A 22,881-nucleotide genomic window follows, 5' to 3' on the forward strand; every position below is an offset into this window, starting at 1 on the left:
CGATACGCTGGATCAGGCGCGATGATTTGAACCGGCCCGAAATCTGCATACTCGTCGTATCCTCAGACGACAGCTCAATAACGCCGTCGGGAGGGTCAGGGGATTTCGAGAGCAGCGGCGATCATCGGCTGTGACGAATTGCCTTTCAGCTCCACAACGGCAGAACGGCGCAATCATCGAGGCATGCCATACTGGGCTGCAACGGCCTCCGCATCCCAGGCGCGGAGCAGATCGTAGGCCGGCTCGACGACGGTATGGAAGCCTCTCAGGAGCAAGCGATTCCGCAGATCTGCAAGTTCAGGTTCGTTACCAGCAGCCAGAAATCCTTCCCGCAATGCTACGATCACGTCCCGCGGGCAGGACGGTGATGCGACGAAGAAGGGGATTGGCGCCGGCGCCGTGGTCGCGATGACGCGCAAACCGAGGGCGGGATCGTCAGGCGCAGAACGCATAAGGTCGAAGGCATAGGAATCGAGCGGACCGACATCGATCGCGCCAGACAGGAGCGCTGCGACCACGCCGCGCGGCGTATGCAGCGGACCGACGCTTTCCGCATAGAGCGCGGGCCGGCTCGCCGAGCGGTAGCCGAGCAGATGGTGGCGCAAGGCATTGAAGCCGGACTGCGATTCCTCCAGCGTGTAGCCGATGCGATGGCCGAACGTATCCTCCAGCGTCCGGAAGGGACTGTCGGCCCGCACGACGATATCGGTCATGTAACGCGGAGCGCCTTCGTAGCGAGCCGGCGCCGGCACGGGACAGGCGATCGGCACCGGCTTCGGCTCGGCCCGCGTCCAGGGCCGGCCGCACATGAACGCGGCACCCAGATCGGCTCGCGTCCACAGCGCCGTCATCGGCAAGCTCGTGTGATGCTCGATCGTCTCCAGATCGACGCCGCTCTTGCGGGCGACCCAGGCAAAAAGCTCAGCCCAGGCGGCAGAAGCGTCCGCGGTCACCGCGTACATGCGGGCATTGGCGACCCAGCTCATGCCGCGGCATCCGCCCCGTCGAGAATGGCGTCGCGCGTGACATGGCCCAGGATGGTTCCGTCAGAGCCGCGAACGTTCACGCTGCGAATGCCGGAGCCTATCAGGCGCGCCAGCGCTTCTCGGACCGATGCGCCGCTGGCGACCACGGGCGCATCCGCAATTGCCCCCGGCTGCATCAGCGCATCGACCGTGCGCAGGCTGAGGCGCTTGAGCGCACGGTCAGGCCCGACGAAGGCCTCGACGAAAGAATCGGCCGGCGCAGCGAGAATCTCGTCCGGCGTCGCACACTGGATGAGCCGGCCGTCGCGCATGATGGCAACGCGGTCGCCCATCTTCATCGCCTCGTCGAGATCATGCGTGACCATGACGATGGTCTTGCGCACGCGCTTGAGGATGTCCTTGAACTCGTCCTGGAGCCGCTCGCGCGCGATCGGATCGATGGCGCCGAAAGGCTCGTCCATCAGCATGACCGGTGGATCGGCGGCCAGCGCGCGCGCCACGCCGACGCGCTGGCGCTGCCCGCCGGACAGGCGATGCGGCATCATGCTGCGGAAACGCTCCGGCTCGAGCCCGACCAGCGTCAGGAGCTCGTCGATGCGCTCTTCGGTCCTGCCCTTCGTCCAGCCCAGCAGGCGCGGCACCGTGGCGATGTTCTCCGCCACCGTCATATGCGGGAAGAGGCCGATCTGCTGGATGACGTAGCCGATGCGCCGCCGCAGCGTCACGGGGTCGAGGCCGGTGACGTCTTGCCCCTCGATGAAGATACGGCCTGCGCTCGGCTCGATCATGCGGTTGATCATCCGCATCGTCGTGGTCTTGCCGCAGCCGGAAGGGCCGATGAGCGCGGTCGTTGTCCCTTCCGGCATCTCGATGGTCACATCGTCCACCGAGGGCTTGGCGGCGCCGAAGCGCTTGGTGATGCCTTCCAGCCTGATCATCGCGCATTGCCTCCCTCGCGCACGTCCCTGAACAGGCGCCGTTCCGCAAAACCCAGCAGTATTTCGACGCCCATCGCGAGGAGCGCGATCGGAATCGCTCCGGCAAGCAGCCGCTGCTGGTCCATGACCGCGATCCCCGCCGTGATGAAATCTCCGAGGCCGCCGCCGCCGATGAAGGAGGCGAGCGTCGCCCCCGAAATCACCTGGATGGCAGCCGTCCGCATGCCCGCGAAGATCGCCGGGGCGGCTAGCGGGATCTGGACCTTGCGCAGGATCTGGCCGCGCGTCATGCCCATCCCTGCTGCCGCGTCGACGAGATCGGCATCCACTTCCCGCAGGCCGATATAGGTGTTGAGCAGGATCGGCGGCAGCGCCAGCACCACCAGCGCGACGACGGACGGCACGAGGCCGATTCCGAGCAGCGGCAAGGCCGCGGCGAGGATCGCGAGACTTGGGATGGTGCGGAGCGTGTTGACGACGTTGATGGCGAGCGCGGCCAGCCGCTCGCGCCCCAAAACGGAGATGGCGAGCGGGATGCCGATAGCGAGGGCCAGACCGAGCGACCAGAGGCTCATTTCCGCGTGCTGGATCAAGGCGGTCCGCATCAGGTCCCAGTGATCGGCGACCCAGGCGAAGGTTCCGGTAATCAGCGACATGTCAGGCCACCCGTCCGAGGCGCAGGCGCCGTTCGAGGCGCGTCAGGGCGAAGTCGGCCGCCACTGCCATTGCGGACGCCAGCAGGCCGCCGGTCAGGATCTTCTCGGGATAGCGCTGGTCGATGCCGGCGAAGATGATCGTGCCCAGCCCGCCCGCATTGATATAGGCGGCAACGGTCGCGATCCCGATGACAGTGATGGTGGCGATGCGGACACCGGACACGATAAGCGGCGTCGCCAGCGGCAACTCGATCCTCAGCAGCCGCCGCCAGGAATCGTAACCCATGCCCGTCGCTGCATCGAGCACCTCCGGCGGTACCGACCTGATGCCGAGCGCCACATTGCGGACCAGGGCGAGCAGACAATAGGAGACGAGCCCGACAATCGCCGGCTTGAAGCCGAGCCCAAGGAAAGGAATGAGCAGCGCGAACAGCGCCAGGCTCGGAATCACAAAGATGGCGCCGGTCAGAAAGACCACAACCGCGTAAACCGCAGGTCGGCGCGCACTGTAGACGCCGAGAACCAGCGATATGGCCAGGGCGATCGCCACCGAGACCACGACGAGCACGACATGCTCCCACAGCGCCTGAGCGATCTCGGGCAGATGTGTCGGAACCCAGCGCAGCATCACTTCGCCCCCTCGCCGATCCTGCCGAAGACATCGAAGGCGCCTGCCGCGATCATCGCATCCAGCGCCTCGATGTCGGGCGTCGCGGGCCTGTCTTCGGTCAGCATGGCAACGGCGCCGCGCACCGCCGCTTGGACGCCGGCGGTGCCCCGGCCGAGAGCAATGCCCTCCCGCAGATCGACGGCCTGGGCCGCGACCATCAGCTCCACAGCGATCAGCAGCCGCAGCCGCGTGATGATGTCGGCGGTCTTCTCGACCACAGCCGTCGCCATGGTGGCGTAATCCTCGACCCGGTCGGCGACCGGCAGGACGAAGATGGGCATCGGATTGGCCCGATGCTGGATTTCCGCAACCAGGGCCGCAACCGTCTTCTGCACCGTGGCATAGCCATTGCGGCCATTCTGGATGGGGCTGAGAAAGCGCGGCAGATCGCTGGAAGCCGGCGACATCAGCTTCATGATCCGCTCGCCGACCATCGCCGCGACCCGGGCCAGAGCGAGCCCCAGCGTCTCGAAGGTGAGCGTCAGATGGGTTGTGTCGAAATTGGCATTCGGCAGGGAGTGCCCTTCCGCCAGGATCGCCGGATTGTCGTCGCTACTATTGAGTTCGGCCTCGACGATATCGCGCGCCGCGTCGAGCGCCGCAGCCGCCGCTCCCATGACGGGGGCGATGCATCGGAAGCTCAGCGGGTCCTGCAGGCGGCGGGCTGCGCCCGGCTGGACAAGAGTCCCGCCCTCAAGCAGCACGCGCATCGCCCCTGCGACCGCTTCCTGGCGCGGCAGGGGCCGCAGTGCCAGCGCGGCCTCCGATATGGGATTCAGCGAGCAGCGGTAGGCTTCGAAAGAAAGCGCTCCGGCCGCGACGGCGGCCGAGAGCATGTGCCGGGCATCGGCGACGCAGAGCACCGCGAGACCGACCGAAGCGGCATTGGACGACACCAGCGCGAGGCCGTCCTTGCCGACGAGACGGAGGGGAACCAGACCGGCGCGTTCCAACGCCACGGCCCCGGGGATGATCTCGCCGTCCAGAGTCGCAGCGCCCTGCCCGGTGAGAACGGAGGCGATCGCGGCAAGCGGTGCGAGATCCCCCTCTCCGATCGAGCCGGTCATCGGCACGACCGGCTGTACGTCACACTCAATCAGCCCGGTCAGGCCGCGAGCTGCCGCAAGACTCGCCCCGGAACACCCCCAGGCCAGCCGGGCGGCCCGGGTCGCTATGATGGCGCGCAATTCCCGGCGCGAACCGGCCCGGCCGACGCCGACGCAACGCGCCAGCGGCACGCGCATCTGCACGCCGTCATCCGCCTCCAATGCGGTATCGACGGCGGCACCCAGACCGGTGGTAACGCCGTAGATGCGCTCGCCCGCAGCGCTGAGCGAAGCGAGCGTACGCGCCGAGGTCTCGATACGGGCCTCGGCCGCTTCGGAGAAGACGATGGAACGCCGGCCATCGGCGACGTCAGCGATATCGCCGATGGTCAAGCGGGCTGCCCCGAGCGTGACGGCAGGCTTCATGGCGACGGCGTGGCCAACGCTGTGATTCACTTGATGACGCCCTTTTCCTTCAGAAACGCCTTGGCGACGTCCTTCGGCTCCTCCCGATCCTTCTCGACCCGCGCGTTGAGCTTACGCATCGTGTCGTTGTCCAGCAGCGGGGAGAGAGCGTCGAGCGTCGCAGCGATCTTCGGATTGGCCGCGAGCGTGTCCTGCCTGATGACGGGCGCGACGTAGTAGGGAGGGAACAGGTTCTTGTCGTCGTCGAGCGCGACGAGCTTGCCGTCGGCGATCTGCCAATCGGTCGCGAAGCCGTTCGCCACCTCGATTTGCTTGGCGGCCAACGCATCGTAACGCAGGCCGAGCTTGGCGAACTGCTTGAACTCCTTGAACACCGCGCCATAGGTGGCCTTGAGGCCGGGCAACCCGTCTGCCCGCTCGCTGAACTCAGGGCCAGCACCCAGGATCAGCGTGGAGGCAACCTTGCCGAGATCGCTCAGCGTCTTGAGGTTATGGGCTGCCGCCGTTTCCGGCCGGACCAGCAGGGCATAGCCATTGTTGATCGCATCGGGCTTCAGCCATGTGACCTTGAAGTTGTTCTCGTAGAAGTCCTTGACCTCCTTGTAGACGGCATCCGGGTCGCTCTGGACCTTGCCTTTGACGACGGAGATCAGCGCGGTGCCGGTGTATTCCGGATAAAGATCGATCTCGCCGGTGGTCAGTGCCTGATGCGCGATCAGCGTTCCACCGAGATTGATCTTCCTGACAACCTTGATGCCGGCATTCTCAAGCGCTGCCGCGTAGATTTCGGCGAGCACATATTGTTCGGTGAAGTTCTTGCTGCCGACCTTGACCGTCTGCGCAAGAGCCGGGCTGGCGAGCCCGGCGAGAAGAACGGCACCAGCCAGCGCCTTGAAAACCTTGAACATGATCGTACCCCTCTTGTTGTTGGATGTGTACGGTTGACGGCAGTCGCTCAGGCGTAGCGTAGGCGTTGTCCGATGTTCAGTGCCCTGGCCTTTTCCAGCATGGCGTGTCCCAACGCGATGTCGGACAAGGACAGGCCGCGATGCCAGAACAGGTTTGTTTCGCTGTCGTCGGTGCGCCCAGGCTTCAGCCCTGCAACGATCTGGCCAAGTTCGCCGTGGAGCGTCTCCAGAGTCACCTTGCCCTCGTCGACATGCCGGCGAAGCGCGCCGAAGGGGCGACCCGGTTGGCACTGACCCCAGTCGTCGACGACGACCTTGTCCATGATGTCGGTGAGATCGAACTCCAGCGCGCTCATCGTCCCGTAAGGAACCACGAAGGCGCCCTTCTTCACCCAGCTCGTCTTGAACAGCGGCGTCGGCTCGGGGAGGCGGCTCGCCTCCACCATGATGTCGGCGCCCTTCAGGCAATCTTCCCAGTTGTCCGTCACGACGATCTTCTTGCCGAGGTCCTTTTCCAGGCGTGCGGCAAAGGCCTCCCGGCTCTCGGGACGGCGCGAATGGACACGGATCTCGTCGAAATCGAACAGGTGGTCGAGCAGGCGGACGTTCCAGTAGGACGTGCCGCGCGCGCCGACATGGCCCAGGATCTTGCTGTCCTTGCGCGCCAGGTGCTTGGCGCCGAGCGCGGTGATCGCGCCGGTGCGCATGTCCGTGATAGCCGTCGCGTCGATGATGGCCTGTGGCATGCCGGTCCGCGGGTTGAACAGGTTCAGCAACGCCATTTCGGAAGGCAGGCCGACTTTGTAGTTGTCAACGAAGTCACCGACCACCTTCACGCCGGCGCAGTCGAGCGGCTTCACATAGCCGCGCAGGACGTTGAAATGGCCCTTGTCGGAGCTCTCGGGAACCAGGTGAACCCTGGGTTCGATCACTGTTTCGCCACGCCCTTGCGCGGCCAGCGCTTCCGACACGGCATCGAGGATTTCGTCGTTGGTCAGTTCCAGCGCCTTGGTGTCCAATGCGTTGATGTAGTCGATCCAGATTTCCTGCATTTTTCGTCTTCCTAGATTTCAATGCGAGCGAAGATGGCGACCCTTCTTTTGCCGGGCGGGCCGCTCGGCAGGCAGAACGGCATGCGCTTCGCGCAACCGGGCACCGTCGACCACAAAGGGGATCGTGCCGCGCTGATATTGAGTGTCGAGACAGCTCTACTTTCGGACTTGGGGGGCGTCCCCGGCCGGCATCCCGTCGCGCAGCCGAGCGGCTGCCTAAAGGGCAGTCATGACATGCATTAGTTCCCCTGAAGGTCTTCTTATAGGGCAGCCAAGCACAGCTTCTGACTGCTGAGAAGGCCCCTATGACCCTATGTCGAGGTGTATATGTTTTGGGATATCCCAAATTCTTCAGATTGGCATAAGATGCCCAGCATCCCGCACTGCGACTTCATGAATTCTCGAGTGGTATCCGATACTTAAATGACGACAACAAGCGTCGCCATCTAGCCCGGATTGACGCCAGGCCTCGTAAATCGGGTGCGCAGCAGTCTAGCGATTTTCGCTCTTCGCCGCTGGGCGAGGAGCCCCTCTGGTTGAGCGGGGCGGAGCCCTTATGCTGAGGCCGAAAGCGTCGCTGGTCTGGCTCTGTTGCACCACGATCTGACCTCAGACCCGCCAGGCTCGCCGGGCGGTCCTGCGAAGCTGCTCGCGTCGCTAACGATCGGGCGAGGCGCGGAGCCATCGAAGGTCACAGCCCGATCGCGCCTTCGTACTCTCAGGCGCTATTTTGCGTTCTCGCCATAGCCCAAACGCGCGAGCACGGTCAGCAGGGCGTCGGCGGTCTGGCGTCCGCTCTCATTCTTCCGGCAGACAAGCCAATATGGCAGGGCCAGTTCTGCAGGTAGCGGGATTTGCCGCAGGTCACCGCTCATCCGGGCGACCGATTCCGACGGCAGCACCGAAACGGCGCCGTGATGCAGGACCAGATTGATGACGATGGGCATCGAATCCAGCTCGATCACCTTCAGCCTGTCCAGCTCAGCCTCGGTAAGCGTATCCGCCAGCAGGCGATTGATGATCTGGCGTAGCCCGCTCCTTGGGCTTGGGACGGCGATAGGAGAGCCAAGCACGATCCTGGCCAGGTCATCCCGGCCCTCTCCCGCTTTGATGACCTGCGACTGACCGACAAGCGACAGCGGCGATCGTGATATCAGATAACTGTCGAAATCCGTTGGGACGGTGACGCTGTTCAGGAGCACCGCATCGTAGGTGCCGCTCTTCAGGCCAGCGATCAGTCCTTCGGTGGTCGTGTTGGCCACCAACAAGGGTTGGCGGGGCTTGTCATTCATCCAGGTCGCGACGAGCGAAGCGAGCAGCGTAGCGACGAAGCTGTCATGTCCCATTGGACTGATCGAGCCGAGCCGGATCGTCGCGGCACTCCGGCGGGACCGCCCGGCGGCCGCATGGGCAAGTTCGTTCCAGATCGCCTCGATGGCACGTGTCGAGCTTACCAGCCGCTTTCCCGCCTCTGTCATGGTCGAGCCGTCCACGCGACGGTTGAGCAGGCGACAGCCGAGTGTCGCTTCGACATGTGCGATCTGGCGGGCAAGCTGAGGTTGGCCCAGCCCGAGCGACTTCGCCGCCCGGCGGATGCTGCCGGTTTCGGCGACATGTGCGAAGCGGGCCAAAGCGCTCAGGCTCAGCGAGGCGTCCTGCCTGCTGCGATTGCCGATAGCCATGATGTCCTGGACATGCTCGGCGAGCTGCTTGATGGCAGGAGAAAGCCTCTCCGCCTCAAGGGTCAGAACAACGCTCGTCCCCGCCTTCTGCACAAGCGGCACAGAGATCTGGCTCTCCAGGCGATCGATTGCGGCGGCAATGCTTGAAACCGGCTTCCTCATCACCCGGGCAGTGCCCCGGATGCTCCGCTCGCTCATCACCCGATGGACAATTAGGAGGGTCGAGGTATCCATTTCGTGGTCTGTCAGCGCCTATTGTGCCAAGAATTGCCCCGACTGCATGCGGGGACAATGACGAAAGAAGGCATACCCCCCGTAACGCAGGCCTTCCAGTTTGGCCAATGATCTGAAGGGCGTGCGTCCGTGGCCTCCCGGAAGTGCAAGTCCTGAGACTCATAGCTGAGCAGCCGAGAAGCGACCATTCAGGCCCGCTTCTTCTTGTCTGGGTGGTTCAGGGCACCGCAAGCAGGCGGATGAGGCCGAGCGAGATCGTCATCAGCACGAGGATCGAGAGGACGACCGTGGCTGTAATGCGGGGGCCGGCCTTGGCAACGGAGCGGATGTCGACGCTGAGCCCGAGCGCCGCCATCGAGACGATCGTCAGCACATGCGCGACAGTCGCGATCGGCGTCAGCAGAGCCGTTGGAATCAACCCGGCCGAGCGAAGCGCCGCCATCACCATGAAGCCAACGATGAACCAGGGTACGAGGTGTTGGACGGCGAATGGGCGCAATTTGGGCCGAGCTTCCGCCGACTCGTGCGGTGCCGGCTCATTCGCCTCGGGGCGCAGCCGTCCCGACAGCAGCGCGAGTAGCAGGACGACAGGTCCCAGCATGAGCACGCGCACCAGTTTGACCAAGGTTCCGATCTGGATCGCGGTCGGCCCCGCCGGAGCCGTGGCCGCCAGGACCTGGGGGACGGCATAGACCGTCAGGCCGGACAGGATTCCGAATTGCTGGGTGCTGAGGCCGAGCATCGGAATCAGGAGCGGCAAGCCGAGCACGACCACGACCCCGAGCACGGCAGTGAAGGCAATCGAGGCGGCGATATCCTCGCCGTCAGCGCCGATGACTGGCGCCGTTGCCGCGATCGCCGAATTTCCGCAGATGGAATTGCCGCAAGCGACGAGGATCGCCATCCTTTGCGACAGTCCCAGCAGGCGGCCGATGCCGTAGCTCAGGCCGACCGCGACGAAAACCACGGCGGCGATACCAAGCAGGAGTGGAGCGCCGGTGACGGCGATCGTCGCAGCGCTCAGGGAGGCACCGAGCAACACGACCGCAACCTCCAGCAGCGCCTTCGCTGAAAACGAGATGCCCGGGCGCCAGCGGTTATCGGGCTTCCAGAGGGACCTGACCAGGGTTCCGATAAGGATCGCCAAGACGAGCGCTTCGAGCCAGGCCCGCTGGAAGAATGCGGCTTCGAGGCGCTCGGCCGCGAGCGCGGCAACCGAAACGGCCAAACACAGCAGCACACCTGGCCCGAAGCGCTTCACGCCCGAGACTGCTCTATCGGTCAGACTCGCCCGATGTGGGCTTTGAAGCATCATCACAGCACCTGGAATTCTATGGGCCGGGTTTTGAGCCATCTGGTTCAAGCAATCCAACGTGTTGTTTCTCTTGTTTCGATCGATCAAATCGATCATTTTCGTTGCAGGCTGCCGAAACTCCGCGGAACCGTCGACGCTCATGACCCTCGAACAGCTTCGCATTTTTGTCGCGGTCGCTGAGCGTGAGCACGTCACACGCGCCGCCACGGAGCTGAGCCTCACCCAGTCGGCGACGAGTGCGGCGATTGCGGCGCTTGAACATCGCCATGCCGTGAAACTGTTCGACCGCGTCGGGCGCCGAATTGTCCTGACCGATGCCGGGCGCCAGTTTCTGAACGAGGCGCGTGCGATCCTTGCCCGTGCGGTCGCTGGCGAGCAGATCCTGTCGGATCTTGCCGGGCTAAAGCGCGGGCGACTGTCCTTCGCTGCGAGTCAAACGGTCGGCAACTACTGGCTGCCGCAGAAGCTTGCCCTGTTTCGCAGCCAACACCCGGGTATCGAGACACCGCTGATGATCGGCAACACCGAGACGGTCGCAGCTTCCATTCATAACGGACGCGCCGACATCGGTTTCGTCGAAGGCGAGATTGATGATCCGCTTCTGGTGCAGGAGGTCGTCGCGCTAGACGAACTGGCGATTGTCGTCGCGCCCGCTCACCCCTGGGCTAGGCGCACACGCGTGGACCCGTCAGCATTCGGCGAGAGCCCCTGGGTCTTGCGCGAGCCCGGTTCGGGTACCCGGCAGGCCCTTGAAGCGGTTCTCGCGTGCGCCGGCCATTCTATCGCCGACCTCGAGGTCATGCTGGAACTGCCGGCCAACGAAGCCGTGCGCACCGCGGTCGCAGCAGGCTCCGCCGCTGGCCTGATGTCGAAGCTCGTTGTCGCCAGCGACTTAAACTCAGGCCTGCTCACCGAGGTCGCGGCGGAGATTCCCCACCGGCACTTCGTCAAGCTCCGGCATAAGGAACGCTATGTCGGGCGCGCAGCGCAGGCCTTCAGCACGCTTCTCGACGGCGAGCCCGTCGCAGCCCCCGCTCACAGGGTCTTTGATGACCGACCTGGATGATCTTGAGGAGCACATCGCTCTAAAGCGATGATGTGATTTTGAATCTTTCCACGACACCGATCAAGTCGCCGACGTGTATGCCGCGCCGGGCATGGGGATTTGACATGTACGTTGGGCGCATTATCGGAACTGGACGCACCGGGCTGACAGTCGCGGCCTATCGCGTTTCCAGCCGATCCTTTCCCAACAGGGCAGCGAGACAATCCGGGCGGTCAATCCAGATCGTCCCGCGCGCCGGCAGCCCCGATGCCGCTTCGGATAGCCCCTATATTGCCTACGAGTGCATGGTCTGGAATGAGCGGTTCGCAGTTGTCAGCAACGGCACCCATGCCAGGCCTATTTTCGAAAGGCTGAAGGCGGGCAACGCTCCGCGAGATGCGATATTGACTGTCCTTGCAGGGCTGGACCGTGAATTCGACGATTACGATACGCCTCGCATCTGTGGAGTATTGGATGCCGCAGACAATCGGCTTTGGCTCGGCAGCGTGACGGCTCATTCGGTTTGCGTAACACCAATTGCAGTGGAGTCCGGCCAAATGGCGCATCGCGGCGATATGGCGTCGTCGCGATGTGCGTCATAGAGGCGATCAGCGCCGGCGAACCGATCCCGGGAAACCGGCCGAAGACCGAATAGATGGAGCTGACCCTATGATTGAACGAATTGGCATGACGGAACGCTGGAGCGACGCAGTTGTCGTTGGAGATTTGATCTTTCTCGCGGGCCATGTCGCCGAGCAGACGCGCGGACAATCCGTCAAGGTGCAGACCGAGGAAGTTCTGCTCAGCCTCGATGAGACGCTGGCCCAGGCCGGCGTTTCCAAGAACAACCTGGTCAGCGTTACCATTTACCTCGCCGACATGGTGGGGTTCGCCGCCATGAACGAAGCTTGGGACGCCTGGGTCGCAAAAGACCACGCGCCGGCCCGCGCGACTGTCGAGGCGCGCCTTGCCTATCCCGACCTCCTCGTCGAGATGACGGCGATCGCCTCCCGCTAGTCCCGCGCCGGTCCCATCGGCTCTATCGCCAAATGCGAAGACGATCCGTCGGGCTTGATCGCTCGACGGAAAGATGGTGCGCGCCACCCCAAAACCAACCGCTTCTGTGGGCTGGAGGATGCCCTCTGGCTCGGCCCGGCCTGCTCGCGAACTCAATATTGGCCTTCGGTGGGATCGTTTTGGCCCGTGTAGGGTGTGGTCCAGATGTATCCCTCTCGCAGAGCCGAAAGCTCCTGCCGAAGCTCCGCGCGACTTCGGATGGGCCGATATCGATAAAGATACTTCGGCTGAACGAATTGCTCTATGCGCGCCATATGCCCCCGACATCAACGACCGCAGGTTTATCCTTGCCGGAGAAGTGTATGATGTCGATCTCGCATCCTTCCCGGATGCCTTGCCAAGTGATCTGTCACCGGTAACCCAATAGCGCCACGATCTCCTCGTCTCGCGCCAGCTTGAAGATCGGGCTCTCCCGGCATTGCGGACAAGGCCGCTCTCCTCGCAGCGTGGGGGAGTCGACAAGGAGATTTTTGTGCTGGCCGACTAGCTCGCGCACCATCTGACACGCCTCTGCGAAGCTTTCAGGGTGCCAATGGCGGCGATGATCGCGCCATGCGGCCTTCGCTTCGTCTGACGGGCAAGCTGCCGACAGGGCATCGAAATCGCGCGCATGCTTCGTTGGCACAGTCTCGCCCAGACCGAGATCAAGAAGCAGAGCAGCGAGCCGCGCGGTGAGATCAGCGGGCGCGACCAATCGAACAGGATTGCCTCGAAATGCGAGGTTTTGGCTGCGGGCGAGCGTGTCGCCATATGCTCCGAAGATATCGATACGCAACGCGGTGAGGGGATCAACGACCTGAAGCAGCATCCTGCCGGGGCGGGCGTCGAGATGCGCATGGGAAACCAGAAATGCAGCCCCAAGCTTTGGCGATAACTCGTCCGCCCTCGCTACGACGATGTCGAGGTCGTTGAGCCGCCGATGGCTTTGCAGGCATCCTGCTTTGGCCAGATGCAGTGCGATGGCAACGCCGCCCGTCACAGCAGTATCTTCCAGCCCAGCCCGCTTGAGGCGATCCAGAGACCCGATCAGGCGCTCGGCACCTTCGTCACAGAGCACGCGATCCGTCATGGTGTGCGAGAGATGGTTGCGCATCGCAGTTCAGCAGTCCGATCTCTGCAACTGCTTAATGGGTTCGCGGACGAAATCGGGAGTGTCGCGATTCTCGCTTACCGAACAAGTCGCAATAGGAGATGGCAGAGACGCTCTGCACCCCAAACATGACCCCAAATCGGCGAGTCACAGCCGAATAAAGGGCTTATTTTTCAAATAGATAGGGGTAGTGGCGGAGACGGAGGGATTCGAACCCTCGATACCCTTGTGGGGTATGCTCATTTAGCAAACGAGTGCCTTCAGCCTCTCGGCCACGTCTCCGTTGGAAGGCTCTATGCCCGATCGCGACCCGCTTTGACAAGCCATCAGGAGAGCTGATCGACAGGCATCGAACAGATCGCCCCCGATCAGGTCGCGTCAATGGCCGCCGGCACGGTCGATACGCTCGATCCAGGCCATCGCCTCGTCGAGCGTGGCGAAGACCGGGCCCGGCATTGCCGCATCCTCGGCCTCGTTCAGGCCGAAGCGGATGCCATAGCCGTCCGCTTCCCGCCGAATCGCGATCAGTGACGGCTTGGCGAGCGACTGCTTGGCGGCGATGGCATCGGCGGCTGGCATGGACAATTCCCGTTCGGTCGCCGGACTGAACGATCCGGCGCCTGAACGGTTCCCGAACGGCGCGTTCAGGAGAAAGGGCCGTCATTGCGAGAAGCGAAGCGACGAAGCAATCCAGGAGACGTAGGGCATTGCTGCTCTGGATTGCTTCGCTGCGCTCGCAATGACGGGAAAATGAAAAAGGGCCCCGCGGCACGCCGCGGGCCCCTCCCCTCATTCCTGAAGCGCTCTCGTCAGTCGGCGGCAACGATCTTGCCGGCTTCCCACTTGTACATCGAGAAGCTCGGCGAGCTCAGATCGCCGGTCTTGCCATAGGTCAGCGTGCCGATCGCGGTCTTGACCTCGAGGCCAGCTTTCAGCGCCTTGGCGACCGCATCGGCCTTGGCGTCCTTGCCGACCTTCTCGATGCCTGCCTTCAGCACCTCGACGGCGGCATAGGCGTTGAGCGTGAAGGCCTCCGGCGGGATGCCCTTCTCCTTGAGCACGGCCACCGCCTCGGCCGAAGCCGGGTTCTTCAGCGCGTCGGTGGCGTTGGTGAAGAGCGTGCCGGCCGCGGTGTCGCCGCCGATCGCCCAGAGCTCGGTGTTGGAGAGGCCCTCGCCGCCGATGATCGTCGCCTTGACGCCGGCATCGTGCAGCTGGCGGGCGAGCAGGCCGCCTTCGGGGTGGTAGCCACCGAAATAGATCGCCTCGGCACCGCCGGACTTCAGCCGTGTGATCACCGCCGCGAGATCCTTGTCGCCCGGGTTCACGGTGAGATAGGCGACCTCGGTGACGCCGCCGGCATTGATGCCCTTCTTGAAGGAATCGGCGAGGCCTTTGCCATAGGTGCCCTTGTCGTGGACGATGGCGACCTTCTTGCCCTTCAGGTTCTTCAGGACGTAGGCGGCGGCGACCTCGGCCTGCTGGTCGTCGCGGCCGCAGGTGCGGAAGACATTGGCGAGGCCGCGGCTGGTCAGGGCCGGCGAGGTCGCGGTCGGCGTCACCATCAGCACGCCGCTCTCGGCGAAGACGTCGGAAGCAGCCATGGCGACGCCGGAGGTCACCGGGCCGACGACGAAGCGGACCTTGTCGCCGACCAGGAGGTTGGCGGCCGAGACGCCCTGCTTCGGGTCGCCGGCATCGTCGGCGAGCTTCAGGATGACCTTCTCGCCCCCGATGCCGCCCTTCTTGTTGATCGCGTCGACGGCGGCCTGGGCGCCGTTCTTGACCTGGTCGCCATAGGCCGCGACCGGGCCGGTCAGCGGCGCGAGCAGGCCGATGGTGATGTCGGCGCGCGCCGGCGCCCCTGCGAGCACTGCCGTGGCGAAGGCCGCTCCGATGAGAAATCGGGCTTTGATCGTCATGTGCGTTTCCTCTCTAGCCGTGCAATCTTTGCGTGCGATCCGACCCATGGATCGCCTGCGACCTGTATAGGCCAGTGCGGGGCGACGCGGCACTGCGTGGCGCGTTTCTGAGCAGATGCAAAAATGCATGGCAGACATGGCGACGCCGCTCAGAGCTGCCAGAGCGCCTGCGCGAACTGGACCGCGCCTGCCCCGAGCATCAGGGCACCGGTGGCGCAAGCGACGCGCTCGCCTGCCGGAGCCAGCCGCTCGGCGGTGATCGCCGCCGCGATCACGGCCATGCCGCGCAGATCCATCACGCCGCCGACCAGCAGCAGCACGGTCAGCCCGCTGCAGGAGGCACAACAGGCGAGGCCGAGCCGCAGCCCCTGCCCCATTGCAGCCGCCGCGCCGACGCCCTGCGCAGCCGCTGCGGAGCAATGGCCGAGCAGTCCCAGCTTCCAGCGCGATGCCTGGAAGAGACCGGCTGCGATCACGGCTAGGCATGCGACGAACGGCACGGTGCGGGCCAGTTGCGGCCAACGCAGGGCAGCCTCCAGCAGGAGAGCACCACCGGCGAAAACCGCCAGGCCGAGCACTGACCAGACCAGGAGATAGCCGAGGCCGGTGATCGCGGCGAACAGGCCCGGGCTGGTCTCACCGGCTTCTGCAGCACTCTCGCGAAGCCGCCAGAGCACGGGCGCAAGCGAGGGTAGCATCATTGCTGTCGTCATCGCGGCCCACATCCCGGTGAACGCCCCGGCGGCGGCCGGCCACGAACCACCGCAGAGCGGCGTCCAGGCGGTCGACATCGACCAGCCGCCGGCCATCGGCACCTCGCCCATATCGGCCATGGCGAGGCAGATCGTGACGGTCGCGCTCACACTGGCGAGGAACAGCAGCACGCAGACAACGAGGAAGACGCTGCCAGCATCGGCGACGGAGACGCCGGACATAATGTCCGGCGCTCCGCGATCAGTCTGTGCCCGGGGGCTCAGGCACAGCATGATTGCGCCGCGGCGGCTGCCGATGCCGGGTAGGCGTCGCGCAGGCGCCACCAGGGCCCGGTGGGCTCGTTGCGCCCCTTCGGCGCGCGGTCGAGCCAGGGATACATGCTCCAGATCGCGTCCATGCCGCGGGCATAGCTGGAATAGGTGTGGTAGATCGCGCCATCCTCGCGGATGAAGGCGCTCATCCCGGGCCGCTCGCGCATATAGCCTGAAGGCGTCGTACCGCTCTGCACGGCGAGCCCGGAGACGACGCCGTTGCTGCTCCAGTCGATCTGCGGCTCGCGCTGGAAATTGTAGTCGACCGTGCCCTGCCGTTCCTGCTCCTCGGTGTAGGAGGCGCTGAAATCGAAGTTGAAGTCGCCCGTCGCCGAAGAGGCCCAGGGGAAGCTCCAGCCCATGCGCCGCTTGAAGGCGACGAGCTTGTCGAGCGAGGCCAGCGACACCGCCGTCAGCGTCACGTCATGGTTGGCGAGATGGACGTGGATGCCGTTGAAGCCGTCGGCGATCAGCGAGCAGGACGGGCAGCCGGCGGCAAAGTCCGGGCCGAACATGAAGTGGTAGATCAGGAGCTGCGAGCGCCCGGCGAAGAGATCGCCCAGCCCCGCCTCGCCCGCCTCGGTGACGAAGCGATAATCCTTGTCGACCTTGACCCAGGGCAGAGCCTGGCGCTGCAGCGCCACGGCATCGCTCTGCTTGGTCAGCGCCTTCTCGGCCGCGAGCAGGTCGAGCCGGGCCCTGAGCCAGTCCTCGCGGGTGCCGGTGAGATGAGCCGTCATGGTGCTTGCTCCTGTCTTCGGTTGACATTCGCCGCCCGCCGTCTCGCGATGCGGCGCCGGGAACAGGGGTAGGCCCCGGGCGGTTTGGAGCGGGAGTGACAAGTTTGGCGGGATTTCGGGCTCAGCCATGGATTCGCTGATCACGGCGGCCGGACGGGCCCTGGCGGCGGGCGATCCGTTCGGAGCGCTCAACCGCGTCGCGCTGCGCGAGGACGCGCCGGCGCTGGCGTTGCGCGGCATCGCCATGGCGCAGCTCGGCGATCTCGCCCGGGCCAAGGTGCTGCTCAAGCGTGCCGGCCAGGCTTTCGGCGCGCGCGAGCCGGTGGCGCGGGCGCGCTGCGCCCTCGCCGAGGCCGAGATCGCCCTGGTCTCGCGCGATCTCTCCTGGCCGACGAAGGCGCTCGATGCGGCACGCGCCGTGCTCGAAGCCCATGACGACCGCCCCAACGCCGCCCATGCCCGCACCATCGAAGTGCGTCGGTTGCTGCTGATCGGCCGGCTCGGCGAGGCCGAGCTCGTGCTCGCAGGCTTCGACGAGAGCCCGCTGCCACCGGCACTGGAGGCGGCGCGCTCGCTCGCGATCGGCGGCATCGCGCTGCGTCGGCTGCAGGCGGAGCCGGCTCGCGCGGCGTTTGCGCGGGCGGCGGAGGCGGCTCATCGCTCCGGCATTCCGGCGCTCACGGCCGAGGTCGAGGCCGCTGCGCGCGTATTGGAGGCGCCAGCGGCGCGATTGATCCTCCGCGGCGAGGAGCGCCCGCTGATGCTCGGCGAGGTCGCGGCGCTGCTCGCCTCGGGCAGCTTCGTCGTCGATGCCTGTCGCAATGCCGTGCGCGAGGCGGGCATCGCCGTCCCATTGGCAACTCGTCCGGTCCTGTTCGCGCTAGCGCGCACACTCGCCGAAGCCTGGCCGGGGGATGTCTCGCGTGAAGTGCTGCTGGCGCGCGCCTGCGGGGCGAAGGAGGCCGACGAGTCGCATCGCGCCCGTCTGCGGGTCGAGATCGGCCGGCTGCGCGCCGAATTGCATGGGATCGCGCAGATCAACGCGACCGGCCGCGGCTTTGCCCTGAAACCGCACCGGGCGCGCGAGGTCGCGGTCCTGGCGCAGCCGCTGGAAGAGCCGCATGCCGACGTGCTCGCTCTCCTCGCCGATGGCGAGGCCTGGTCGAGCTCGGCGCTGGCGCTGGCACTCGATACCAGCCAGCGCAACATGCAGCGCGCACTCGAGACACTGGCGGCGGCCGGCAAGATCCAGGCCTTCGGCAAGGCGCGGGCGCGGCGCTGGCTGACGCCGCCGGTGCCGGGTTTCCCGACAACCTTGTTACTCCCGGCTCCGCTGCCGGATGGTTAGACCTCGTCCCGGTCCAACCGAACAGAGGAGATCATCCCATGACCAGGACAGCCACGATCCTTCGCGAATACGGCCCCTTCCCCGGCATCGAGGCCGTGCACGGCGTCAGCTATGACGGCAAGAACGTCTGGTTCGCCTCGGGCGACAAGCTCAACGCGCTCGACCCGGATAGCGGCGAGACCGTCCGCAGCCTCGACGTCCCCGCCCATGCCGGCACCGCCTTCGACGGCAAGCACCTCTACCAGATCGCCGAGGACCGCATCCAGAAGATCGACCCCGACAGCGGGCGCGTGCTCTCGACCATCCCCGCGCCGGCCGGCGGCGCCGATTCCGGCCTCGCCTGGGCGGAAGGCACGCTCTGGGTCGGCCATTATCGCGAGCGCCAGATTCACCAGATCGACCCCGAGACGGGCAAGGTGCTGCGCACGCTGCAGTCCAACCGCTTCGTCACCGGCGTGACCTGGTCGGATGGCGAGCTCTGGCACGCGACCTGGGAGGACGAAGAGAGCGAGCTCCGCCAGGTCGATCCCGAAAGCGGCAAGGTGCTGAACAGCGTGCACATGCCGCAGGGCGTCTTCGTCTCGGGGCTCGAGGCCGGCGGCGACCGCTTCTATTGCGGCAGCGGCAAGGGCGGCACGGTTAGGGCGGTGGCGAGACGCAGGTGAACACAACGGAGCTCCGCAGCGGGCGGGTCTGCCGACCGAGCACCAGCCCACCGGCTTGCGAAAACCGGAGCCGATCAGGCCGGGCCGGAGCGATCCGATCCGGCCTTCGCTTTTGGAAGGAGCTCGATCGGCTCCTTTCCCAGCAATCGCAAGGTCAGGTTCCGCCCGGCGCGCAAAGTTGGGTAGAGCAGCCTGGCCAGGCGCGGGCTCCTGAACAGCGCTGCCGTCAGCGTGTTGAAGGCGTCGCTTCGGGTACTCATCAGGGCGAGCCGGTTGAGGACGTCGCCGCCAAAATAGGTGGCGCCGTCCAGATGCAGGACCATGCCCTGATTGATGTCGCGCCCCTCCTGCGCATGCAGCCTGACCAGGTCGGGATACTCGCGGGCATCGAGCATGGCGATCGGCCCGGCCGCCTCCCTCAGCCGCGTATAGGCGACGTAGTTCGAGCAGAACGGGCAATCGCCGTCATAGAGCAGATAGTTGTCGGGCTCGCTCATCGGTGCGTCTGGAAATTCTCGGGGCCGGCATAGGTCTCCACGATCCCCAGCGCGGGGTCGGTCACTTCGATCAGCGTGTAGACGAACACCGTCGGCTCGTGCGTGTTGCTCACGTAGAACTTGGAGTCGATCCACTCCCCGGGCAATGGCTGGGCCGGTACCTCCTTCGGCTCCTCGCGCACATTCCTCCGCGCCAGGATGCGGAAAGACGGGTTCAGGAAGCCATGGGGCCGCAGGCTGATGACATAGCGCTGGCTCGCCTCGTCCCAGTTCAGCGCCGATCCGATGGTCCGAAAGCCCTTCGCGTCTTCGACCGACAGCAGCCCGGAATGGAGGTCGACCAGGGGCAGAGCCGGGCGCGGGGCCGGAGGAACGGCGACGATTTGCCGGTAGGTCCTGATCTCGCCGAGGCCCGCGAGCAGTCTCGTGCCGCTCTGGAGGCCGACGTCGCGCTCGCCATACCGGGTCCGGATCGAGGCATGAACCGCTCGCATCTGCGCCTCGCCCGGCTCGGCCCGCATGATGGTGTCGAGGATATCGCTGTGATGCCAGGCGAATGCGAGAGGCCGGGTCGATCCGGTTTCGGTGAGCTCGACCCAGCCGCGATAGATCGGGAAGTAGCCGGGAACGTCATAGGGCGGGATGTCCCGGTTCTCGCTGTAGAAGGCCATCGAGGAGAACGGGAAGTTCAGGTGCTTTTCGCCGAGGCTGAACACGATATTGGCCGTGTAGTAGCCGAAGAACACCGCTGCGAACGCATAGACGACGGCCCGATAGGCGCGGCTCAGCCGGATGGCCTGCGGCGCGAGGCGGGGGATCCAGAGCGTGCGGACGAGAGGCGGCAGGGATCGATCGGCCGGCAGCGCCGGCGTTTTCCTGCGGATGACGCCCCAGAGCCACTCCCAGTCGATCGACAGGAGGCAGAGCGGCCCCCAGAACGGATGCCAGAAGCTGAACAGATGCGTCAGGCCCATGATCTCCATGAAGAAGAAGAGCCCGCCCAGGATCGCGCGGGCGACGGGCCGGCGGACGAGCAGGATCGCGAAGATCGTCGTGCCCTGCGCGGCGAGCTGCAGCAGGCCGCCGGTCTTGTAGATCCACGGGCTGCTCATGAACCACTCCGCGGCCGCGGGCGGATCGAAGCGGCCATGCCCCCAGGAGATCGCGAGCGAGTTCCTCAGATTGTCGGAGAGTGCCCACCAGATGCCGTTGCCGTTGCGCATCTTCTGGAAGAAGGCGCCCCACATGAACATGTGCGTCGCGAGCTCGGCAAAGAGCACCGGCCACCAATAGCGGCCATCATGTTTGAGCACCGGGTCTGTCATCCCGAGCAAGCGGCGCAGGAGATCATCGACCGACAGCCGGTCACCGCAGCGTCCGAACATGAAGATCAGGGCGGCGAGCAGCTGGACGTTGAGCGCATGCGACCAGAACGGCCCGAACGACACCATCAGAGAGGCATAGAGCGTCGTGATCAGTGCCGCTGCGATCGTCGACAGGCGCGAGAACAGCCCGACGAACATCATCGCGATGGCGACGTAGCCGGCCTTCTGCAGCCCGATCACGAAATCCTGCGACGGGGGACCGCCGAGGACATGGCTGAGGATCTTGACGAGGCCCTTCGGCACCCAGCCCCAGGCCGCGAGCGATTTGAGATAGTAGTCCCAATTGTCCGCGGTGCCGGCGTGATAGAGAGAATACCAGAGCGATACGGCCAGCAGCATGCGCGCGATGGCGGCGTTGTAAGCACCGCCCCGCAGGAAAATGAATCGACCGAATGAAGGCAGGACGAGGCGCGGCCGCAAATCAGCCCAAAGCTTGGATAACAATACAATTCCTCTAAGATATTGTTTTTACTAGTAAAATTTAACAATTTCCTTCATCTGCACATTGCCGATCACGGCGCAACCCCGCAATCTCCCGGGAGCGCCGCCGCGTCTTCTTTCTGTCAGCCGACGGCAGCCAAGCCGAGCGACACGGCGAAAGTTTGGCTGCGACCGGCATCGACGACTGGTCGAGCCGTGTCAGCCCGATCGGCTCCGGCACCAAAACGATGACCGCTTCGCAAAGCGCCTTAGCGCACGACGCGCCCGCGCAGCCGCGCTCCGTTCGGCAGACGGCAGAGGCAAGCCGCACCGGCCCGAGCCCGGCTGGGCGCCGCACAGCTTCGGCGCGGCGTCCGGCAATAGGCCGCGAGCGCGCCGCGGAGGGAAGGATCCTCACTCGCCCCGTAGCGCGGCATGTAGATCGGGTTCGACGAGCGCGGCGCCGAACGCGGCGTGCCGCCATAGTCGATCGGCGGGCCGGCGCCGGGAATGCCACCTGCCCCCGGCGCATGCAGCCTGATGTCGGGCGTATTGTCGAAGATCGAGGGCGGCCCCAGACCCTGGCGCGGCCCACCCGGCGTCAGCGGCGCATTGCCCGGCGTGCCGATCTGGGCGAGCGCCGGATGGGCAAGCAGCAATGCCGCCAGTGCCGGCATCGCCCATTTCCAGGACGTCATCATCTCTCGCCTCCCTCCCGGCTGCTTCGTCCAGCAGTAATCCTATCGGATTAGTTCGAGCGACCTAAAGCTTTCACTCGAATAGAATAAAATCAAGTCAATACCGCATGCTATTGCTTAACGTGTCGGATTGGCCCAGCTCCGAAGTCAAAGCAGGCCTTCCCGAAATACATCTTTTTGCGCTGGGCGGGCACCAGACCTCCCGGGCGGGAGGCACGTCATGCGATACCTGCAGAGCAAGATCTTTATTGCGGGACTTCTCGCGACCACGTCGACCTTTGCTTATGCCCAAGGAGCCGGCTCATGGCCGGAGTACCACGAAGGCGTCGCGGTCAACGGCAGCCCGACACCACGGCCCCACGGGGCCTGCGAACGCAAGCTCATCAGAGACAAATGGCTGTGGGAATGCGATCCGGCGGCGCGCGGCAACCCGTTCCGCCCGAGCACGGCCTCGAGGCCCGGACCGACCCTGGCCGATGCCGGCGGGGTGCAATACTACAACGCCACATCCCCGAACGGCCGCAGAACGCGCGCGCCGAGCCGGGACTGCATCATCGTGCAATATGACCGCGACCTGCTGTGGACGTGCCCGCCACGGACCACCGCGTCGATCGGCACGCCGGCGCCCGCAGCTCAGGGCGCAGCTCCTGGCGGTGTCGAATACTACAACGCGGTTTCCGCCAATGGCAGGCGCACGCGCGCTCCCAATGCCGCCTGCACCCTGATTCAGCAGGGCGGCACTCAGTACTGGATGTGCCCGCCATTGACGACGGGAGCCCTGTCTTCCGGCGGGCCGAGCAGCGATTCGAACTCCGGCGGCAATGGCCGTAACGGAAATGACGGCTCGGGCGGCGGCGGAGACGGAAACTCCGGCAGCGGCGGATCGGGAAGCGGTTCGGCAAGTAACGCGAGCGGCGGCGGCAGCGACGGCAGCGGCGGCGGCGGAAGCGGCGGTGGTGGCAGCGGCGGCGGCAGCGGTGGCGGCGGCGGGCGAGCTGCGACCTGGCGGATGATCTCGATATCGCCCTTGGGATGGACCGTGAGCAGCGCGCTGGC

General features: G+C 65.3%; 22 protein-coding genes, 1 tRNA gene and 1 pseudogene. 6 read left to right on the forward strand and 18 right to left on the reverse strand.

Going from position 1 to position 22,881, the window contains the following annotated elements; all coding sequences use genetic code 11:
- Positions 1-173 precede the first annotated feature (173 nt).
- The 9 genes from AC07O0_RS24835 to AC07O0_RS24875 form a co-directional block, all read right to left on the reverse strand.
- On the reverse strand, positions 174-986 hold the full coding sequence (locus AC07O0_RS24835) for a phosphate/phosphite/phosphonate ABC transporter substrate-binding protein (RefSeq protein WP_494626660.1): 813 nt from the start codon (positions 984-986) through the stop codon (positions 174-176).
- Entirely contained in the window at positions 983-1,924 is a 942-nt protein-coding gene (locus tag AC07O0_RS24840; RefSeq protein ID WP_494626662.1) for an ABC transporter ATP-binding protein, read from the reverse strand. The genes AC07O0_RS24835 and AC07O0_RS24840 overlap by 4 nt, the downstream gene beginning before the upstream one ends.
- Positions 1,921-2,580, reverse strand: coding sequence for an ABC transporter permease (locus tag AC07O0_RS24845; protein WP_427364980.1), 660 nt, complete (start codon positions 2,578-2,580; stop codon positions 1,921-1,923). Before AC07O0_RS24845 ends, AC07O0_RS24840 begins: the two co-directional genes overlap by 4 nt.
- Before the next feature lies 1 nt (position 2,581).
- Positions 2,582-3,205, reverse strand: a complete 624-nt coding sequence (locus tag AC07O0_RS24850; protein ID WP_494626704.1) for an ABC transporter permease — start codon at positions 3,203-3,205, stop codon at positions 2,582-2,584.
- A gap of 2 nt (positions 3,206-3,207) precedes the next feature.
- On the reverse strand, positions 3,208-4,752 hold the full coding sequence (locus AC07O0_RS24855) for an HAL/PAL/TAL family ammonia-lyase (protein WP_494626664.1): 1,545 nt from the start codon (positions 4,750-4,752) through the stop codon (positions 3,208-3,210).
- Positions 4,749-5,630: a glycine betaine ABC transporter substrate-binding protein gene (locus tag AC07O0_RS24860; protein WP_494626666.1), complete on the reverse strand. Its 882-nt coding sequence runs from the start codon at positions 5,628-5,630 to the stop codon at positions 4,749-4,751. The genes AC07O0_RS24855 and AC07O0_RS24860 overlap by 4 nt, the downstream gene beginning before the upstream one ends.
- A 47-nt stretch (positions 5,631-5,677) precedes the next feature.
- On the reverse strand, positions 5,678-6,682 hold the full coding sequence (locus AC07O0_RS24865; protein ID WP_494626667.1) for an ornithine cyclodeaminase family protein: 1,005 nt from the start codon (positions 6,680-6,682) through the stop codon (positions 5,678-5,680).
- 725 nt (positions 6,683-7,407) lie between these two features.
- Complete coding sequence (locus tag AC07O0_RS24870; protein ID WP_494626669.1) at positions 7,408-8,598, reverse strand: LysR family transcriptional regulator; 1,191 nt, start codon at positions 8,596-8,598, stop codon at positions 7,408-7,410.
- Positions 8,599-8,815: 217 nt separating this feature from the next.
- The gene (locus tag AC07O0_RS24875; RefSeq protein WP_494626706.1) at positions 8,816-9,913 is read right to left on the reverse strand and encodes a YeiH family protein; all 1,098 of its coding nucleotides are present in this window, start codon (positions 9,911-9,913) and stop codon (positions 8,816-8,818) included.
- A 139-nt stretch (positions 9,914-10,052) separates the two neighbouring features.
- Here AC07O0_RS24875 and AC07O0_RS24880 point away from each other — a divergent pair, with 139 nt between their 5' ends.
- The 3 genes from AC07O0_RS24880 to AC07O0_RS24890 all read left to right on the forward strand — a co-directional run bounded on the left by AC07O0_RS24880 (position 10,053) and on the right by AC07O0_RS24890 (position 11,975).
- Entirely contained in the window at positions 10,053-10,979 is a 927-nt protein-coding gene (locus tag AC07O0_RS24880) for a LysR family transcriptional regulator (RefSeq protein WP_494626671.1), read from the forward strand.
- 104 nt (positions 10,980-11,083) lie between these two features.
- Entirely contained in the window at positions 11,084-11,560 is a 477-nt protein-coding gene (locus AC07O0_RS24885) for an IMP cyclohydrolase (RefSeq protein ID WP_494626672.1), read from the forward strand.
- Positions 11,561-11,627: 67 nt separating this feature from the next.
- Positions 11,628-11,975, forward strand: a complete 348-nt coding sequence (locus tag AC07O0_RS24890; RefSeq protein WP_494626674.1) for a RidA family protein — start codon at positions 11,628-11,630, stop codon at positions 11,973-11,975.
- Between the two features lie 409 nt (positions 11,976-12,384).
- On the opposite strand, the gene AC07O0_RS24895 is transcribed toward AC07O0_RS24890, so the two are convergent.
- The 6 genes from AC07O0_RS24895 to AC07O0_RS24920 form a co-directional block, all read right to left on the reverse strand.
- The gene (locus AC07O0_RS24895) at positions 12,385-13,128 is read right to left on the reverse strand and encodes a hypothetical protein (RefSeq protein ID WP_494626676.1); all 744 of its coding nucleotides are present in this window, start codon (positions 13,126-13,128) and stop codon (positions 12,385-12,387) included.
- A gap of 188 nt (positions 13,129-13,316) precedes the next feature.
- A tRNA-Ser gene (locus AC07O0_RS24900) sits at positions 13,317-13,407 on the reverse strand.
- Between the two features lie 96 nt (positions 13,408-13,503).
- Positions 13,504-13,704, reverse strand: coding sequence for a hypothetical protein (locus AC07O0_RS24905; RefSeq protein ID WP_494626678.1), 201 nt, complete (start codon positions 13,702-13,704; stop codon positions 13,504-13,506).
- Positions 13,705-13,934: 230 nt separating this feature from the next.
- The gene (locus AC07O0_RS24910; RefSeq protein WP_494626679.1) at positions 13,935-15,047 is read right to left on the reverse strand and encodes a branched-chain amino acid ABC transporter substrate-binding protein; all 1,113 of its coding nucleotides are present in this window, start codon (positions 15,045-15,047) and stop codon (positions 13,935-13,937) included.
- A gap of 149 nt (positions 15,048-15,196) precedes the next feature.
- Positions 15,197-15,982 (reverse strand): DUF2182 domain-containing protein, encoded by a 786-nt coding sequence (locus tag AC07O0_RS24915; protein WP_494626681.1) that lies wholly within the window; start codon positions 15,980-15,982, stop codon positions 15,197-15,199.
- 38 nt (positions 15,983-16,020) lie between these two features.
- Positions 16,021-16,812, reverse strand: coding sequence for a DUF899 domain-containing protein (locus AC07O0_RS24920; RefSeq protein ID WP_494626683.1), 792 nt, complete (start codon positions 16,810-16,812; stop codon positions 16,021-16,023).
- A 127-nt stretch (positions 16,813-16,939) separates the two neighbouring features.
- On the opposite strand from AC07O0_RS24920, the gene AC07O0_RS24925 reads away from it, so the two are divergent.
- A complete protein-coding gene (locus AC07O0_RS24925; RefSeq protein WP_494626684.1) occupies positions 16,940-18,160 on the forward strand; it encodes a helix-turn-helix domain-containing protein in 1,221 nt (406 codons plus the stop codon).
- Positions 18,161-18,198: 38 nt separating this feature from the next.
- Positions 18,199-18,825 carry a Vgb family protein gene (locus tag AC07O0_RS24930; protein ID WP_494626686.1) on the forward strand — a complete coding sequence of 209 codons (627 nt, stop codon included), beginning with the start codon at positions 18,199-18,201 and terminating at the stop codon, positions 18,823-18,825.
- Positions 18,826-18,899: 74 nt separating this feature from the next.
- Here AC07O0_RS24930 and AC07O0_RS24935 read toward each other — a convergent pair whose 3' ends face one another.
- From AC07O0_RS24935 to AC07O0_RS24945, 3 genes are all read right to left on the reverse strand, one after another.
- Positions 18,900-19,322: a DCC1-like thiol-disulfide oxidoreductase family protein gene (locus AC07O0_RS24935; RefSeq protein WP_494626688.1), complete on the reverse strand. Its 423-nt coding sequence runs from the start codon at positions 19,320-19,322 to the stop codon at positions 18,900-18,902.
- Positions 19,319-21,046, reverse strand: coding sequence for a hypothetical protein (locus AC07O0_RS24940; RefSeq protein WP_494626690.1), 1,728 nt, complete (start codon positions 21,044-21,046; stop codon positions 19,319-19,321). The genes AC07O0_RS24935 and AC07O0_RS24940 overlap by 4 nt, the downstream gene beginning before the upstream one ends.
- Positions 21,047-21,396: 350 nt before the next feature.
- Positions 21,397-21,828, reverse strand: a complete 432-nt coding sequence (locus tag AC07O0_RS24945) for a hypothetical protein (protein WP_494626692.1) — start codon at positions 21,826-21,828, stop codon at positions 21,397-21,399.
- Positions 21,829-22,045: 217 nt separating this feature from the next.
- Here AC07O0_RS24945 and AC07O0_RS24950 point away from each other — a divergent pair.
- Positions 22,046-22,881 (forward strand): annotated as a pseudogene (locus tag AC07O0_RS24950) (hypothetical protein); the annotation flags it as partial.

Source organism: Allobosea sp. GW821-FHT10B12, assembly GCF_059415545.1.